This is a genomic window from Clostridium sp. AM43-3BH (assembly GCF_003479985.1).
In the GTDB taxonomy this organism is placed as follows: domain Bacteria; phylum Bacillota; class Clostridia; order Lachnospirales; family Lachnospiraceae; genus Otoolea; species Otoolea fessa.
In genome coordinates this window covers 130,922-147,928 of record NZ_QUIH01000008.1, presented here as the reverse complement: position 1 = coordinate 147,928, position 17,007 = coordinate 130,922, and the positions used below count along the sequence as shown (strand labels likewise).

At 55.9% G+C, this 17,007-nt stretch carries 16 protein-coding genes; 12 read left to right on the top strand and 4 right to left on the bottom strand.

Features of this window, described 5'->3' with window-relative positions; all coding sequences use genetic code 11:
• Positions 1-61: 61 nt before the first annotated feature.
• From DW931_RS13440 to DW931_RS13425, 4 genes are all read right to left on the bottom strand, one after another.
• Positions 62-1,210 carry an ABC transporter ATP-binding protein gene (locus DW931_RS13440; protein WP_107001750.1) on the bottom strand — a complete coding sequence of 383 codons (1,149 nt, stop codon included), beginning with the start codon at positions 1,208-1,210 and terminating at the stop codon, positions 62-64.
• A 42-nt stretch (positions 1,211-1,252) separates the two neighbouring features.
• Positions 1,253-2,077 carry a carbohydrate ABC transporter permease gene (locus DW931_RS13435; protein ID WP_107001751.1) on the bottom strand — a complete coding sequence of 275 codons (825 nt, stop codon included), beginning with the start codon at positions 2,075-2,077 and terminating at the stop codon, positions 1,253-1,255.
• The gene (locus DW931_RS13430; protein WP_022360022.1) at positions 2,067-2,957 is read right to left on the bottom strand and encodes a sugar ABC transporter permease; all 891 of its coding nucleotides are present in this window, start codon (positions 2,955-2,957) and stop codon (positions 2,067-2,069) included. The genes DW931_RS13435 and DW931_RS13430 overlap by 11 nt, the downstream gene beginning before the upstream one ends.
• Positions 2,958-3,235: 278 nt before the next feature.
• Positions 3,236-4,603 (bottom strand): ABC transporter substrate-binding protein, encoded by a 1,368-nt coding sequence (locus DW931_RS13425; protein ID WP_107001752.1) that lies wholly within the window; start codon positions 4,601-4,603, stop codon positions 3,236-3,238.
• Positions 4,604-5,049: 446 nt separating this feature from the next.
• Between DW931_RS13425 and DW931_RS13420 the strand changes: the two genes are divergently transcribed.
• The 12 genes from DW931_RS13420 to DW931_RS13365 all read left to right on the top strand — a co-directional run bounded on the left by DW931_RS13420 (position 5,050) and on the right by DW931_RS13365 (position 16,996).
• Positions 5,050-6,423 carry a ParB/RepB/Spo0J family partition protein gene (locus DW931_RS13420; RefSeq protein WP_118482325.1) on the top strand — a complete coding sequence of 458 codons (1,374 nt, stop codon included), beginning with the start codon at positions 5,050-5,052 and terminating at the stop codon, positions 6,421-6,423.
• Positions 6,424-6,713: 290 nt separating this feature from the next.
• Positions 6,714-7,055, top strand: a complete 342-nt coding sequence (locus DW931_RS13415) for a hypothetical protein (RefSeq protein ID WP_055060880.1) — start codon at positions 6,714-6,716, stop codon at positions 7,053-7,055.
• 1 nt (position 7,056) lies between these two features.
• Positions 7,057-7,770, top strand: a complete 714-nt coding sequence (locus tag DW931_RS13410; protein WP_118482324.1) for an antirestriction protein ArdA — start codon at positions 7,057-7,059, stop codon at positions 7,768-7,770.
• A 126-nt stretch (positions 7,771-7,896) separates the two neighbouring features.
• Positions 7,897-8,286, top strand: coding sequence for a PcfB family protein (locus tag DW931_RS13405; protein WP_118626997.1), 390 nt, complete (start codon positions 7,897-7,899; stop codon positions 8,284-8,286).
• Complete coding sequence (locus DW931_RS13400) at positions 8,273-10,111, top strand: VirD4-like conjugal transfer protein, CD1115 family (protein WP_118482322.1); 1,839 nt, start codon at positions 8,273-8,275, stop codon at positions 10,109-10,111. Before DW931_RS13405 ends, DW931_RS13400 begins: the two co-directional genes overlap by 14 nt.
• 93 nt (positions 10,112-10,204) lie before the next feature.
• The gene (locus DW931_RS13395) at positions 10,205-10,417 is read left to right on the top strand and encodes a Maff2 family mobile element protein (RefSeq protein ID WP_097785041.1); all 213 of its coding nucleotides are present in this window, start codon (positions 10,205-10,207) and stop codon (positions 10,415-10,417) included.
• A gap of 12 nt (positions 10,418-10,429) precedes the next feature.
• Entirely contained in the window at positions 10,430-11,296 is an 867-nt protein-coding gene (locus DW931_RS13390; RefSeq protein WP_118482318.1) for a VirB6/TrbL-like conjugal transfer protein, CD1112 family, read from the top strand.
• Positions 11,297-11,425: 129 nt separating this feature from the next.
• A complete protein-coding gene (locus DW931_RS13385; protein ID WP_347559451.1) occupies positions 11,426-12,100 on the top strand; it encodes a site-specific DNA-methyltransferase in 675 nt (224 codons plus the stop codon).
• Complete coding sequence (locus DW931_RS13380; protein ID WP_118482316.1) at positions 12,097-12,687, top strand: MT-A70 family methyltransferase; 591 nt, start codon at positions 12,097-12,099, stop codon at positions 12,685-12,687. Before DW931_RS13385 ends, DW931_RS13380 begins: the two co-directional genes overlap by 4 nt.
• Entirely contained in the window at positions 12,675-13,055 is a 381-nt protein-coding gene (locus tag DW931_RS13375) for a PrgI family protein (protein WP_097785037.1), read from the top strand. Before DW931_RS13380 ends, DW931_RS13375 begins: the two co-directional genes overlap by 13 nt.
• A 46-nt stretch (positions 13,056-13,101) precedes the next feature.
• Positions 13,102-15,372 (top strand): VirB4-like conjugal transfer ATPase, CD1110 family, encoded by a 2,271-nt coding sequence (locus DW931_RS13370; RefSeq protein ID WP_118482329.1) that lies wholly within the window; start codon positions 13,102-13,104, stop codon positions 15,370-15,372.
• Positions 15,353-16,996 (top strand): C40 family peptidase, encoded by a 1,644-nt coding sequence (locus tag DW931_RS13365; RefSeq protein WP_118482315.1) that lies wholly within the window; start codon positions 15,353-15,355, stop codon positions 16,994-16,996. Before DW931_RS13370 ends, DW931_RS13365 begins: the two co-directional genes overlap by 20 nt.
• Positions 16,997-17,007 lie beyond the last annotated feature (11 nt).

Below are 17,007 nucleotides of genomic sequence, written 5' to 3'. Positions count from 1 at the left end.
TCAAAATATACGTTCAGAATCTTGTTTTGAAAACACTTTTTTCGCTCTATTATCTCTATTCTTACTGGGCGATCGCCTTTTCCAATTTCGGCACCGCCAGCTTTTCCTGTGCGCGGATCACCATCTCCGGGTAACCGAGCGATTTCTCCGTCCCGCGTTCAAACAGATGCAGCTTTTCCGTCTCCACATGGATGTATACCTTCTCACCCGGCTGCGGAATCTCGCCCTCGCGGATGGCAATCAGCTCGTTCTTGTCTCCCTCAACCTGAATATAAACACCGTACCGGTTTCCGTAATCCTCCACGTAACGGACCACGCCCTCGATCGACCGCTCCTGCGGGGTGCGGCTCATCATCACGTGTTCCGGGCGGACACCGGCGTACAGCAGTCCCGACGGGCACTGCGCGGCGATCCGCTGCCAGATACCCGGAAGTTCTACCTTCTGTTTCCCGATGACAAGCGCCCCGTTATGATATTCCGCCTCCACGATATTCATGGACGGCGAACCGATAAACTTCGCACAGAACACGCTTGCCGGACGATTGTACACGTGTGACGGGGTATCGAGCATTTCCATCTTGCCCCGGTACATGAGCGCGATCCGATCGCCAACCGTCATCGCCTCGATCTGGTCGTGCGTAACATAGACTAACGTCGGGTGGTACATTTCATGGATTTTTACCAGTTCTTTTCTCGCACGCATCCTAAGCTGTGCATCCAGGTTTGACAGCGGCTCGTCCAGAAGGAAATAGTCGGCGCGCTTTACCACGGCTCTCGCCAATGCCACTCTCTGGCGCTGTCCGCCGGAAAGCTCCTTCGGCTTCCGATCCTCCAGCCCTTCCAATTCCAGCATTTTGAGGACTTCTTTTAAGCGCGCATTGATCTCGTTCTCATCCATCTTGTGCGCTTTTAAACCATATATGATATTATTCTTGACGCTCATATGCGGAAACAGCGCATAGTTTTGAAACACCATCGAGACACCGCGCTCGCCGCACGGCACATCATTTACCACCTGGTCGCGCATCCATAGGTTTCCGGCAGTCACATTTTCCAGTCCCGCAATCATGCGAAGTGTCGTCGATTTTCCACAGCCGGACGGACCTAATAAAATCAGGCGTTCGCCCTCCTTTACCTCCATGCAGAGGTCCTCCACGACCACATTTTTGCCATACGCTTTTTTAACATTTTCAAATACAATATTTTTCATCGAATTAATCTATCCCTTTCTTATGTCCAGCGCAATCTCCCGTTATCCCTTCAATCCAGACGCCGCAAATGTATTGACGATATAGCGCTGGAAAATGATATACAGTACCAGCGGAATCAGCATCGTGAGCACCGACACCGCCATCGCGATCGTAAATTCCGTACCGCCCTCGGCACTGATGTACATCTGCAATGCCAGCGACAGCGTATAATTTTCCTTGGATTTTAAGATCAGCACCGGCCACACATATTCATTCCACGAATTGATAAAGAAAATGATGCCGGTGGAAATGATGGACGGACGCACCAGCGGAATCACAATGTCGCGCATGATTTTCATGTGCCGGATATTTTCCATCCGCGCCGCCTCAATGAGTGCCAGCGGGATTCCACGCATTGCCTGGCGCAGCAGGAAAATTCCCAGCACATCCGCCAGCTGCGGCAGTGCGACGCCCCAGATGCGATCGCGCAGACCGATCTTAGAGATCAGAAGATAATTTGGAATCATCGTGACCGTAAACGGGATGAACAGCGTGCTTAACATAATAAAATACAAAAATCCTTTTCCCTTAAACCGGAAATAGACGAACGCATACGCCGCCAGAAGTCCCGTGATTGTCTTAAAAATCGTGACCGTCGATGCAATCAGAAACGTATTCAGCGTGATTTTCACAAACGGCAGTTTGTCAAATACATGCCGGTAATTTTCCAGCGTCGGATGCAGCGGAATCACCTGAAAAACTGTGTTGAACGCCTCCTGCATCGTCTTGAAAGAGTTGGAAATTGCAAATACGATCGGCATAAGAAGGAGGAAAACGACCACCACCAGAAACAGATGCCAGCCGATCTGTCTGTCTTTAGTTTTCATAGTAAACCCCCTTTTCTACAAACCGGAATTCCAGCACCAAAAGAATGATAAAGAGTGCCATCGTCATGACCGATACCGCCGAGGAAGTTCCTGTTTTATAGAGTGTAAACGCCTCATGGTACGACATATAAATCAGGTTCGAGCTGGCATAGTTCGGTCCTCCCTGTGTGACGACCTTGATCGGCGTGAACACATACTGGAGTCCCTGCACGATCGTCGTAATAAACACATAGATCCCAGTTGCAGAACTCATCGGCACGACGATATCCTTAAAAATCTTCCACATCGGCACATTTTCCAGACGCGCCGCCTCGATGACCTCCATTGAGACACCGGAGACGCCCGCCAGAATGTTGATGAAATTGTAGCCAAACGTCTTCCAGGTCGTGATAATGCACAGTACCGCGATGACCCAGCCCTCCGTTTTCGACCAAAACGGCAGTTTCAGCCCAAACCAGCCTGCCACAATCGCGACCGGACCCGAAATCGGATTCAGAATCCATGTATACAGAATCGAGCCGACGACCAGCGAAATCACACTCGGCAGGAAAAAAACCGCCTTGTAAAAACTCTGTCCCTTTTTGATGACGCACGAAAGAATGAATGATAAAATGTACGGCATCACAAAGTTAAACACCAGAAGAATCACGATGTACCAGAATGTATTGCCAAAGATTTTCCATGTATTCGGATCCTTCAAAACGGAAATATAATTCCCCAGTCCCACAAACTTCTTGACCGGCTTTACCATGTTCCACTCAAAAAAACTCAAATACAGCGTGTAAAAAAGCGGATAAAACATAAATACCGCAAACATGACGAGCGACGGCAGCAAAAAAACATATCCAAGCGCTGCCTGTTTTTTGTCCTCCCGATTCAAACTATTTCCTCCATTCTAATGTACTATCGGAATCTTTCGGCGCCTGCCCAGCCACAACAGCAGGTGTTGGAAAGACCCTGAGCCTGCATTTTATGAAGGGGCTGCCGCCAAACAGCTCTTTCGCGCTCCGGCCGCTTCCTGCGTCTTATCTGCACGCAGTCCATTCTGCCAAAACACGTTCTGCTATTCCGCAACAACCCCATTCTCATTTCTGTCCTAAATTTTGTAATGATTTTTCTGCCACCCGAAAGCTGTTCCAAGCGTCAGGCTGCCTGTCCCTACTGTGCATCCAGCAGCTGGTTGATCGCATCCTGTGTGCTCGTCATACCATCTTTCGCAGATACCTGACCGCCCAGAATCTGGTCTCTCATATCCAGAAGAAGCTGCTCTGCCTCAAGGCCTGCATCGCCCGGGAATGCGGTCCATGATACAACGCCGTCCATCTGCTCAATCGCTGCATTCATCATTGTGTTCTCAGCCAGAAAATCTTTCAATCCATTTTCTGCCTCTGCCACATCTTTTCTCGGCGGTACATAACCGGTTCCCTCGGTCCATGCTGCCATTGATTCTACGCTGTAAAGATACTTTTCAAACTCCCATGCCGCCTGAATCTGCTCGTCGCTCTGCGCGGTGATGGCTAAGAAACAGCCGCCTGCCGGAACCTTGCGCTCCTTGTCGTTCCACAGCGGGGATTTCACAGTTGCTACGTCAAACTGTGCCCCCTTCTGTACGGAAGCGCGTCTCGCAATGGTGGTGTAAAGCATCGCGCAGTTGCCGTCGATAAAGCTCTGGCAGCCCTCTTCCCATGAAACATGAAGGGCAGAACCATCTTTTACCATATCCTGCATCATTTGCATTGCCGCAATGCCGTCCTCGGTTGCAAAGCTTGCTTTTTTCTTGCCGGATGCATCCGCAGTCAACATATCCGCTCCCGCGCTCTCAACCAATGCCTGCTGCGCCCAGAAGTCTGCCGGTTCCTGCATATAGAAACCATATTTTCCTGTCTTCTCTTTGACTGCCTCGGCAAATTCCTGTACTTCCTGCCAGGTCTCCGGTCCATCTTCGGAAAGGCCCGCTTCTTTTAAGAGATCTTTATTAATGTAGAGAACCGGGCTGCTTAAGGAGTACGGGATTCCGACCTGCTCGCCGTTGCTGTTGACTGCCAGGTCTAAGACATTTGGAAGGAAATTGTCGGTTAAGAAATTTGCATCCTCGCTGTCGAATTTATCAATCGCATCCTGCGGCGCCACATAGTCAAAGTTATTGGAGAAATAATCCAGAAATGCCCAGCCAATCTGAACAAGCGCCGGTGTATTTCCGGTCGCCGCTTCCGCCTGCAGGTTCTGCATCAGACCTTTGTACATATCCGGGTTGTATTTCGCTACTACCTCGATGTGGTCATTTTCCTCATTAAATTTCTTTACCAGATCGTCTACGACCAGACCTCCCTGGGTTTCTGCGTTACAGTGCCAGTATTCAATCACCGTTTTATCGCCGGATGCCGTCTTCTCTGCCCCGCTCTCTCCGGACGCGATCTGTGTGTCGCTGCTTCCTGTCGCCGAGCTGGATGCCTGGCTGCATCCTGCCATCAATGTCATCGTGCCTGCCATCGCAAGCGCCATCAGACGTCTCATACTTACCTTCATTCGTTCTCCTCCTGCTGCGGTGTCCCATCTCCCAGTCTCTCTTACCTTGGAACCAGCCATCTATGTCAAAATCGTGATCGGGAGTCCTTTGCCGCGCTTCTCTTCTGTCAAATCACTTGTGCTGTGTCCAGATTCTATCTTAAAGATGGTCTGTAAAATGCAGGAGGCGATTTATGTAAAAATTATCTATAATTTTTGAAAATTGTTTTTTCGAGGTTCTGCGGCATAAAAGAATGTGCCTTTTTGTGTAATGGGGAATTCCAAACATCGCTTGACAAGGGCACACAGAGAAAAACAACTGAAAATGAGCTGCCAAGCCTTACACAATGCACCGCCTAACAGGACATAGGCGGTGTTTTTGTATGCAGACAGCGTTTTCTCTGTGTGCCGATATGGGCCAGCTGTGCGGCATGCCCTAAATTCTTGTCAAGGAGGTTATTCGTGTCATGGCAGAAGAAAACAAGCATTCCCCTACCACGGAGGAACAGGCCCCGCCTGAAATGCCGGGAAAAGCCCCGGAAAAGGAGCAGGCCGAGATCCCTGATGTGGGTGCCGGCCCCGCTCCGTCCGCAAAGGTGATTGACCTTTCCGCTGTGCGTCCCGCGCCGGAAAGGGACGTTCCGCCGGACACCCCAAAGGAGCCGGAGGCCCCGCCTGTTTCCGTCACCGAGTACAGCAAGCAGGAATGGAAAAAGCCCATGCCGGAGCCGGAGAAAACCAAGCCCAAACGGGGCCGCCCCGCAAAATCCGAAAAAGCTGCGCCTACCGAGCCGGGGGCCAAGAAAGAGACACAGGCGGAAAAGCCCCGCCGTGGCCGCCCGTCCAAGGCGGAAAAAGTGGCCCCGGAGCAGACCAAGCCGCCCAAGGCTGGCAAAACCCATGCAGCCCCCGAGGAAAAGGGAGCACCTCCGGCCCCGGAAGTGCCGCCTACACCCCGCGACGCTACCCGCGCCGAAAAAGAGGAAATCGTCTATCTTGACCTTTCCGACCTGCACCCTTTCAAGGATCATCCTTTCGGTGTCCGTGACGATGCGGAAATGAAATCTCTGGTGGAGAGTGTCCGCAACGGCGGCGTCAACCAGCCCGCGCTGGTACGTCCCCGTGAGGGCGGCGGCTATGAGATCATCGCGGGCCACCGCCGCCAGATGGCCAGCCAGCTTGCCGGGTATCGCAATATGCCCTGTATCGTCCGCAATATGACGGATGACGAGGCCATTCTCGCTATGACGGATGACAACCTCCGTCAGCGCGAAACGATTTTGCCCAGCGAAAAGGCTATGTCCCTGAAAATGCAGTATGAGGCCATCAAGCATCAGGGGGCGCGCGGCGACAGCGCCGAGGCCGGAAAGCTCTCACTTGAAAGCGTGGGCCAACGCAACGGCATGAGCGTGAAAACCGTGCAGCGGTATATCTGGCTCAATGATCTTGTGCCGGAATTGAAGCAGACGATGGATGACGGAAAGCTGTCTTTCACCCCGGCTGTGGAAATTTCCCGTGTGCGCCCCAAGCACCAGAAGTATATCGCCGTGTCCATTGAGGGCCAGCAGGCTTCGCCCTCCAAGGGTCAGGCAAAGCGGCTCCGCGAGCTGGACAAGGAAAACAAGCTCTCCCCGGATGTGATCGACGGTATTTTGTGTGAAGAAAAGAAAAAGGAGGATCGTGACGTGATCATTACTGGCGCTGAACTGGAAAAGTTTTTTGGCAAGGAGGCCACGCCCCGGCAGATGAAAGACCAGATCATGACGCTGCTGGAGGACTGGAAAGAGCGGCAGCCGCCCGAGCTTGCCAAGCCCGATAAGAAAATGGATATGGAAAAGTAACGACCTCTGGCCACCATGACCAGAGGCTTTTTGCTGCCCCGATAGGACAGGCTCTTTGGGTTATATCCCCCGTCGCCGCCCGTAATCGAGCACAGGCGGGAGTGGGCTGTCAAGGGGGCTTCGCCCCGCCGTGTGCGGCGGCTTTGCCCTTGACCGCCTGCCCCGGCTGTGCTTTTTCTCCGGCAAGCGGCGGGGGTATATCCTCCAGAGCCGCCCCCTTTTCCAAGATTGGAAAAGGGCGGGGGGAAAAGGTTGACCCACCACATTATATAAAAACGGAGGTTTTCACAATGAAACGACCCCTTGCGTATATCACCGCCGCGTGGAGCGGCGATCCCTGTGAGGCGACAGAGCAGGCCGCCAAGTATTGCCGCGCTGTCTATGAGGCGGGCTTTTCGCCCATCTGCCCCACGCTCTATCAGCCCCTTTTCCTGAACGACGCCGTTCCCGAGGAGCACAAGAGCGGCATCGACATGGGCCGTGACCTGCTCCGCCGCTCTCATGTGCTGGTGGTGTGCGGCAGTATCTCCACGGAAAGCATGAAAAACGATGTGGCTGTGGCCCAGCGGCTGGGGATCACGGCAACCACGCTGGACGGCATCCTGACCGTAAAGCGTCAGGGCCGCCGCTGATATGTCATCCCTGTTTGAAGCCTACATTACCAACCTCGGCAAATACAACGAGGGGCGGCTTGTGGGCGAAACGCTGAAATTCCCGGCCACCACGGAGGAGGTGCAGGCCCTTTTGAAGCGCATCGGCGTGGATGGGGTACGGTATGAGGAAATCTTTATTACCTCATTTGACGGTGATGTGCTGGGCCTGTATGACCATTTGGGCGAGTATGAAAGCATTGACGAGTTGAACCATCTGGCCCATGTGCTGTCTGACCTCGACCAGAGCGATATTGAAAAGTTTGAAGCCGTCATTGACAGCGGCGAATACACAGGCAGCGTCCATGACCTGATCAATCTCGCGCAAAATCTGGATTGCTATGACTTCTACCCCGGCATTGACAGCGAGGAGGCGCTGGGCCGGGTCTACATCGAGGAAATGGAAATGCTGGATGTGCCGGATAATGTGCTGCCCTACTTCGACTTTGAAGCCTACGGGCGGGATGCACGGATCAATGACGGCGGCCATTTTGCCCCCGGCGGCTATGTGTTCAATAATGGCGGTAACTTTGTGGAGCGGTATCACGGGATGGAAGATATTCCCCCGGAGCACCGCATCTTCGCCTATCCCAAGCTGAATATCCGGGAGCAGATGGCGGCGTATCAGGAGGTCATAGACCGTTCGGCGCTGAACGAGGAAAAACAGCGGCTCCCTGCCAGCCGCGAGGACAGATAGGCCGCTTCTGGTCACGGTGGCCAGAGGGTAAAGGAGGTGTAAGCTATCGTCGGAGATGAAGTGTCCCGGCAGACCATCGCCGTCAGCGTCAAGGCATCCAAGCTGACCGCCCGTGCGCTGGCCTATGTGGTGGCCGCCGTGGGACGGAAGATCGCCAAGGAGCACCGCAAGGCGCAGACGCCCCACGGCAAGCAGAGTGTGCGAAAGCTCATGGGCCACGGCGGGGACATCAACGCCATTGAAGTGGACACGCCTAAGCTGTTTGACAAGGTGGCCCGGAAATGGGGCGTGGACTATGCCATCCGCCGCGTGGGGGATGAAAAATATCTGCTTTTGTTCAAGGCACGGCAGGCCGACGCCATCACAGGCTGCTTTGCCGAGTATTCCCGGTTGGAACTAAAACGGGCCAAATCCCGGCAGACGCCGATTCGGGAGCAGCTCCGGCAGGCGGAGGAAAAGGTGAAAAAGCAGCCCCAGCGGGAACTGACAAAGGAGGCGGCGCATGGCGACAGATAAAATCAGGAAGTATGTTCTTCCGAATATCCCGTACCTGTTCATCGGCTGGTTTTGCCTGAAAATCGGTACGGCGTACCGTCTGGCCGCTGGCTCGGGCTTCGGGGAAAAGCTGCTGGGGCTGGGCCAGACCATCGGCGCGGCCTTTGCCAGCTTTGCCCCCGGCCTTGCCCCGCTGGATTGGTTTGTCGGCATTGTGGGCGCAGTCGGTTTCCGGCTGCTGATCTATGTGAAAAGCAGGAACGCAAAGAAATTTCGGCGTGATGAAGAGTACGGTTCAGCCCGTTGGGGATCTGAAAAAGATATACGCCCTTTTGTCGATCCCAAGTTTGAAAATAATATGCTGCTGACCGCCACGGAACGGCTCACCATGAACACCCGTCCGAAAAATCCCGCTAACGCCCGCAACCTCAATTTTTGCGGCATCGGCTCATCCGGCTCGGGCAAGACCCGCTTTTGGCTCACGCCCCAGCTTTTGCAGGCTCATTCGTCCTATGTGGTGGTAGACCCCAAGGGCGGTGTGCTGGGGCAGGTCGGGGCCTTTCTCCAGCGCCGAGGCTATCAGATCAAGGTGTTCAACAGCATAGATTTTTCCAAGTCCATGCACTACAACCCTTTGTCGTACATCCGCAACGAGGCCGACATCCTGAAATTCGTGAACGCCCTGATCACCAACACCAAGGGCGAGGGCAAGGAGGGCGATCCGTTCTGGACGAAAGCGGAAACGCTTTTGTACTGCGCCCTGATTGCCTACATCATTTTCGAGGGGCCTGCCGAGGATCGGAATATGAATACGCTGGTGGACATGATCTCCGGCATGGAGGTCAAGGAGGATGACGAAAACTATAAAAACGCCGTGGATTATATGTTTGACGGCCTTGCCAAACGCAAGCCGGATTGTTTTGCCGTGAAGCAATACCGCAAATTCAAGCTAAGCAGCGGCAAGACGGCCAAAAGCATCCTCATTTCCTGCGGCGCACGTCTGGCCCCCTTTGACATTCCCCAGCTTCGGGAGATCATGTCCTATGATGAGCTGGAGCTTGACCGCATGGGCGACAGATGCACGGCGACCTTCTTCTGCATCAGCGACACGGACAGCACCTACAATTTCCTTGTGGCGCTGGCCTTTTCGCAGATGTTCAACCTCCTGTGCGAACGGGCGGACAATGTTCACGGCGGCAGGCTGCCCCATCATGTGCGGGTACTGTGGGACGAGGCGGCCAACACGGGACAGGTACCCCAGCTTGAAAAGCTGGTGGCCGTCATCCGTTCCCGTGAGATCAGCCTGTGTCTGCTGTATCAGCAGTTGGCCCAGTGCAAGGCCATCTACGACAAGAACGCGGAAACCATCCTCGGCAACATGGATAGTGTGCTGTTCCTCGGTGGACGCGAAAGCTCCACCATCAAGGAAATATCCGAGAACTGGCTGGGTAAGGCCACCATCTCCATGCAGACCGAGGGACGCTCACGGGGCCAATCCGAAAGCTACAGCCAAAATACCCAGCGGCTGGGCCGGGAGCTGATGACCCCCAGCGAGCTTGCCACCATGCCCGGAGATCGGTGCATTTTGCAGCTTCGGGGCCTGCCGCCGTTCTACTCCAAGAAGTACGATTTGAAACAGCATCCAAACTACAAATACACCGCCGAGGCCGACAAGGTGAAAAACGCTTTTGACCTCAACAGCCTTGTGACACGGCAGATGGACAAGCTCAACCCCAACGAAACCTATACCGTTTACAAGGTGGACGTGCCGGACGAGGCGCTCACAGGCGAGGACGAGGACATCCTCAACTATGACGACCTCGACGACCCGGACGCCTTTGTATAACCTCTGGTCACGGTGGCCAGAGGAGTAGCTGCCGCCAGAAATGGCGGCTTTTTTCATGGCCGGGGCGTTGCCCCCCGGAGAAATGGAGGACTTATGCAGTTTTTTGCTTCTGCCGTTACTACCCTGCAAACTCTCGTCGTGGCGCTGGGCGCTGGCCTTGCCGTGTGGGGCGTGGTCAATCTGCTGGAGGGCTACGGCTCGGATAACGCAGCTGCCAAAAGCCAGGGCATCAAGCAGCTCATGGCGGGCGGCGGCATCATCGTGCTGGGCACGACCCTGATCCCTCTGCTGTCTACCCTGTTTTAAGGGCAGCTGCCGATGGGTATTCTCACCGAATGGATCACGGAATGGCTCAAAGGGCTTTTGATCGAGGGCATCATGGGAAACCTCGAGGGGCTGTTTGACACGGTGAATACCCGCGTCGGGGAAATATCCGTACAGGTGGGGACTACCCCGGCGGCATGGAACGCCGGGGTGTTCTCCCTGATACGGCAGCTTTCCGAAACGGTGATATTGCCGATTGCCGGATTGATCCTGACCTTCGTTGCCACCTATGAGCTGATCCAGATGATACTGGAAAAGAACAATATGCACGAGTTCGACGTGGCGAATATCTACAAATGGGTATTCAAAACCACTTGTGCCATCCTGATCCTGTCCAACACGTTCAATATCGTCATGGCCGTCTTTGACGTGTCCCAAAGCGTAATCGCAAGCGCGGCGGGCATCGTCACAGGCGCAACTGACATCACGCCGGATATGCTGGCCGATCTGGAAATGACCCTTGAAACAATGGAGCTTGGTTCCCTGCTGGGCCTGTTCCTGCAATCGTTCCTCATTAAGTTTACCATGCTGGCGCTGAACATTTTTATTTTTGTGATCGTCTATGGCCGCATGATCGAGATATATCTGCTGACCAGTTTGGCTCCGATCCCTGTGGCGACGCTCTCCAACCGGGAGCTTGGCACAATGGGCCAGAACTATCTGCGCTCCCTGTTTGCCGTGGGCTTTCAGGGGATGCTGATCCTCGTCTGCGTGGCCATCTATGCGGTGCTCATTCAGGGGATCGCTACAGGCGGAGATCCTATCGGCGCGATTTGGGGCTGTATCGGCTATACGGCGCTTTTGTGTTTCATGCTGATGAAAACCGGGACGATCTCAAAAAGCATCTTCAGCGCCCATTGAGAAAGGAAAGGTGATCTTATCGCTGATACCACCGCTTCTGGTCACGGTGGCCAGAAGCCGATCCCGGAGGGCCTGCACCTCTCCGACGGCATTGAGGGCCTGCGTTCCCTGCCGAAGCATAGCGTGGATATGCTTTTGACTGATCCGCCCTATGGCACGACCCGGAACTTTTGGGATGTGCCGCTGCCGCTCCCGGAGCTGTGGGAGGCGGTGAAATGGGCCGTCAAGCCAGAGGGCGCGGTGCTGTTTTTCGCACAATGTCCCTATGACAAGGTGCTGGGCGCGTCCAACCTCGCCATGCTCCGTTATGAGTGGGTATGGTACAAAAGCCGCTGCACGGGTTTTCTCAATGCCCGCCGCGCTCCGCTGAAAAAGACGGAGAATATTCTGGTGTTCTACCAGAAGTCCCCGGCCTACTTTCCGCAGTTTGAACAGGGCAAGCCGTACAAGAAAATCCACCGTTGCAGCGGGAACAGCCCCAACTACGGAAAGTTTGAACGCACCAGCGGGGAGTCCGACGGGCGGCGCTTTCCGGGGAATGTGCTGGCGTTCCCCACGGTGACAACCACTGTACATCCCACGCAGAAGCCCGTGGCTCTGTGCGAGTACCTGATCCGCACCTACACACGTCCCGGTGAGGTGGTTGCGGACATCTGCGCTGGCTCCGGCACAACTGCCGTGGCCGCGCTGAACACGGGCCGCCGCTTCGTCGGCTTTGAAACCGCCCCGGCCTTTTACGGCCCCGCCACGGAGCGCATCCGGCGGGCGCGGGAGGCTGTGGCATCTGGCAGGAAAGGAGAATGATGACAGGAACCTACGAAATTATTTACGCCGATCCCCCGTGGCGCTACTCCGCAAAGAAAGTGCAGGGGGCGGCAGAAAACCATTACCCCACCATGAGCATTGATGAATTGTGCGCGCTGCCTGTGGCCGAGCTTGCGGCCAAGGACAGCGCCCTTTTCATGTGGGCCACGTTCCCACAGCTCCCGGAGGCCCTGCGGCTCATCCGTGCGTGGGGCTTCACCTATAAAAGCGTCGCTTTTGTCTGGCTCAAAAAGAACAAAAAGGCGGATAGCTGGTTTTATGGGCTGGGCTTCTGGACGAGGTCAAATGCCGAGGTCTGCCTGCTGGCGACCAAGGGACACCCCAAGCGGCAGGCCGCCGATATTCACCAATTTATCATTTCTCCCATCGAGGCCCACAGCAAAAAGCCGGACGAAACGCGGGACAAGATTGTTGCCCTCATGGGCGACAGGCCCCGCGTGGAGCTGTTCGCACGGCAGACCCCTCCCGGCTGGGACGTGTGGGGCAACGAGGTGAAGCCGACAGCGGGCCTCTGGTCACGGTGGCCAGAAGATAGCGGAAAGGAGGACGTTACTTGCCCTATGTGAATGTTCCCAACGATCTTTCCAAGATCAAGACGAAAATTGCCTTTAACCTCACCCGCCGCCAGCTTATCTGCTTCGGCGGCGCGGCTGCCGTGGGTATCCCCGTGTATCTGCTGACCCGTCACGCGCTGGGCGGCACCGGGGCGATGTTCCTGATGATCGCGCTCATGCTCCCGGCCTTTTTCATGGCGATGTATGAGCGTGACGGCCTGCCCTTTGAAAAGGTGGCGCGGAATATCATCCGGGCCAAGTTCCTGCGGCCCGGTGTGAGGCCCTATCAGACGCAGAATATCTACGCCCCGTTTGCGGGAAAGGAGGTCACACTTGAGCAAAAGCCCCAAGAAGTCAAAAAGCCTGACGCGGGCCGGTAATCGTCCGGCGACCATATCGGCCCAGCAGACCATTCCCTATGTGCGGATGCTGCCGGACGGCATTTGTCAGCTCCCCGGCGGTGTCTACACAAAAACGCTGGAATATGAGGACATCAACTATTCCGTTGCGTCCGCCGAGGATCAGACGGCCATTTTCGGCGGCTGGAGTTCGTGGCTGAATTATTTTGACAGTTCGCTGCCGTTCCAGCTTTCCTTTGTCAACCGCCGCAGCCGCTCCGGGAGCCGCTACAAGGTGAATATCTCCGAGGCGGATGACCGCTTCAACAGCGTCCGCACGGAATACACGGGGATGCTGAAAAACCAGATCGCCAAAAGCAACAACGGTATCGAACGGGCCAAGTACGTCACCTTTTGCATCCCCGCTGAAAATGTGGCCGCAGCCCGTCCCCGTCTGGAGCGTGTGGAGGCGGATGTGATCGGCAACTTTAAGCGGCTGGGGGTACAGAGCCAGCCCCTCGACGGGCGGGAGCGTCTGGCCCTGCTGCACGGCCAGCTTCACCCCGGCAGCCGGGAGCCGTTCCGCTTCAAGTGGGCGGACATCGCCCATACGGGCATGGGAACGAAAGACTTTATCGTGCCGGACAGCTTCGACTTCCGGCAGAGCCGCTCGTTCCGCGTGGGCCAGACATGGGGCGCGGCGTCCTATTTGCAGATCATGGCGTCGGAGCTGTCGGACAAGCTGCTGTTGGAGATTTTGGAGTTGGATGCCGAGCTGACTGTCACCATGCACATTCAGACGGTGGACCAGGTCAAGGCCATTAAAACGGTCAAGGGTAAAATCTCCGACATCGACAAGATGAAAGTGGAGGAGCAGCGCAAGGCTACCCGCGCCGGATATGACCCTGACATTCTTCCGCCCGATCTTGTCACCTTTTCCAAGGACGCCGCCGAGCTGCTGAGTGACCTGCAAAGCCGCAACGAGCGAATGTTCCTCTTGACGTTCCTGATCGTCAACACCGCCCCCACGCGGGAGCGGCTGGAAAACGACATTTTCACCGTGAACGGCATCGCGCAGAAATATAACTGCGCCGTCAAGCGGCTGGACTGGCAGCAGGAGCAGGGCTATATGTCCTCGCTGGCCCTCGGCTACAACGGCATTGAAATTCAGCGCGGCATGACCACCAGCTCCACGGCCATCTTCGTCCCCTTTATGACGCGGGAGCTTCGCATGGATGGCCCGTCCCTCTACTACGGCATGAACGCCCTGTCCCATAACGTCATCATGGCTGACCGCAAAAAGCTGAAATCCGCCAATGGCTTATACCTCGGCTCCACGGGCAGCGGCAAGAGCTTTGCCGCCAAGCGTGAATTGCTGAACGTCTTTCTTGCCATCCCGCAGGATCGCATCATCGTGGTAGACCCGATGGGCGAATATGCCCCGCTGGTGGAACGGCTGGGCGGTCAGGTCATCGAGATCGCGCCGGACAGCCCCAACCACATTTCCCCGATGGATGTTCAGATAGACATGGGCGGCGGGGACAGCCCCCTGTCCCTGAAAGCGGATTTTCTGCTGTCGCTGTGTGAGCTGGTGGTGGGAGGCCGGGACGGTTTGCAGCCTATCGAGAAAACCGTCATTGACCGTTGTGTGCGTCAGGTGTACCGGGAGATGGCGCTGGGGCTGGAAACGGCAAAAACGCCGCTGCTCCAAGATTTGTATGAGGAGCTGCTGCGCCAGCCGGAGCCGGAGGCCAAGCGGATCGCAACGGCGCTGGAGCTTTACTGCACAGGCTCCCTCAATCTCTTTAACCATCCTACCAACGTCAACCTCAATTCCCGTGTGGTGTGCTTTGTGCTCAAAGGCATGGGAGAAAACCTCCGCAAGATCGCCATGCACATCACCAACGATTTTGTCACTTCTGCGGTGGGAACCAACTTCAAAAACGGCGTGGCGACATGGTGCTATTTTGACGAGTTCCATATCCTGCTCCGTGACCCGCTGACGGCCAGCTACTTTGTGACCGTCTGGAAAATGCTTCGCAAACAGGGCTGCGTCCCCTCGGCCCTGACGCAGAACGTGAAAGACCTGCTGGCCAGCCGGGAGATCGAGAACATTCTGGACAACACGGATTTTATGATCCTGCTGTCGCAGGCGCAAAGTGACCGCGCCATTCTTGCCAAGCAGATCGGCATTTCAGAGCACCAGCTATCGTATATCACGCAGTCCAACTCCGGCGAGGGCCTGCTGTTCTATGGCAGCGTCACCATCCCGTTTGTTGACCGCTTCCCCCGTGGCGAGATCTACGACCTGCTGACTACCAAGCCGGAGGACGCTGCCAATGGAAAACAGACAGAATAAGCCGCCCGAGGGCGGGGCTGCTTCTGGTCACGGTGGCCAGAAGTTCCATACCAACAGCGAACAGGCCAAGCTCCACAAGTCCAAGCTCCGCATGGAGAGCCGGGAGGAACGGCTGAACAAGGCCCGTGAAAGGCTGGCAAACCAGAAGCCGCCGAAAAAGCCCGGCCCCATCAAGCGGATCGCCCGGATCGCCGGACACGAAACCCACGCTTTTCTTCACGGAAAGGTGTATCAGGAGGAGCGCGACAACGTAGGCGTGGAGGGCGGTCATTTTGTGGAGCGTTCCGGCGAGGCCGCGCTGCACTATGGGCGGCACAAGGTACGCAGGGCCATCCGGGAGCACCCGGCCAAGGCCGCCGCCCGTGCCGAGTCCCGGTACATCAAGTCCACGGCGGACTACCATTCCCGCAAGTTCGCACAGGAGCAGCCGGAGGCGCAGAGCGCCGCCGCCCGGTTATGGCACCGCCACAAGCTGAAACGGGAGTATCAGCGCAAGGCGCGGGAAACCGCCAAGCAGACCGCCAAAGCTGCCGAACAAACCGTATCGGCCACAGAGCGGTTTGTCCGGGAAGCGGCGGCGTTCGTCAAGCGGCATCCCGTGGGGACGCTGCTTGCGCTGGGCTGCCTGCTGGTGGTGCTGACCCTGCAATCGTGTATGTCCTCGATGGTGTCCGTGGGAAACAGCACCCTTGCGGCCATCGCCGCCAGCACCTATAAGGCGGAGGACGCGGATATGCTGGGAGCCGAGGCCGCCTACTGCGCTCTGGAGGACGAGCTGCAACGCTACCTCGACACCTACACCCGCACCCACGATTACGACGAATACCATTTTGACCTCGACACCATTGAACACGATCCCTATGTGCTGATCTCCATGATCTCCGCGCTCCATGAGGGCGCGTGGACATTGGACGAGGTGCGCGGGACGCTGCAAGACCTCTTTGACCGCCAGTACATTTTGACTGAGGATGTGGTTGTCGAGGTGCGCTACCGCACGGTCACAAGGACGGACAGCGAGGGCAACGACTACGATGTGGAGGTGCCGTACAACTATTACATCTGCTATGTCACGCTGGAAAACTTCAATCTCTCCCACGTCCCGGTTTACATGATGTCCGAGGAGCAGCTTTCCATGTATGCCCTGTATATGTCCACGCTGGGAAACCGGCCTGATCTGTTCCCCTCGTCCGGCTATATCGGGAAATACATCACCAACCGCCCGCCGGAGCATGAAGTCCCGGAGTCCTATCTGGACGATGAAACCTTTGCCGCCATTCTGAAAGAAGCGGAAAAGTATCTCGGTTTCCCCTATGTGTGGGGCGGCAGCAGCCCGTCCACGTCCTTTGATTGCTCCGGCTTCGTCAGCTACGTTTACAATCAATGCGGCTGGAGCCTCGGACGGCTGGGGGCGCAGGGGCTTTATAATATCTGCTCCCGGACGAGCAGCCCCCGGCCCGGTGATCTGGTGTTCTTTGTCGGCACCTATGACACAGCGGGCGTTTCTCATGTGGGCATCTATGTGGGCGACGGCTGGATGCTCCATTGTGGCGACCCAATCAGCTATGCCAACCTGAACAGCAGCTATTGGCAGTCCCATCTTTACGCCTACGGGCGACTACCGTAAAGGAGGTTTTT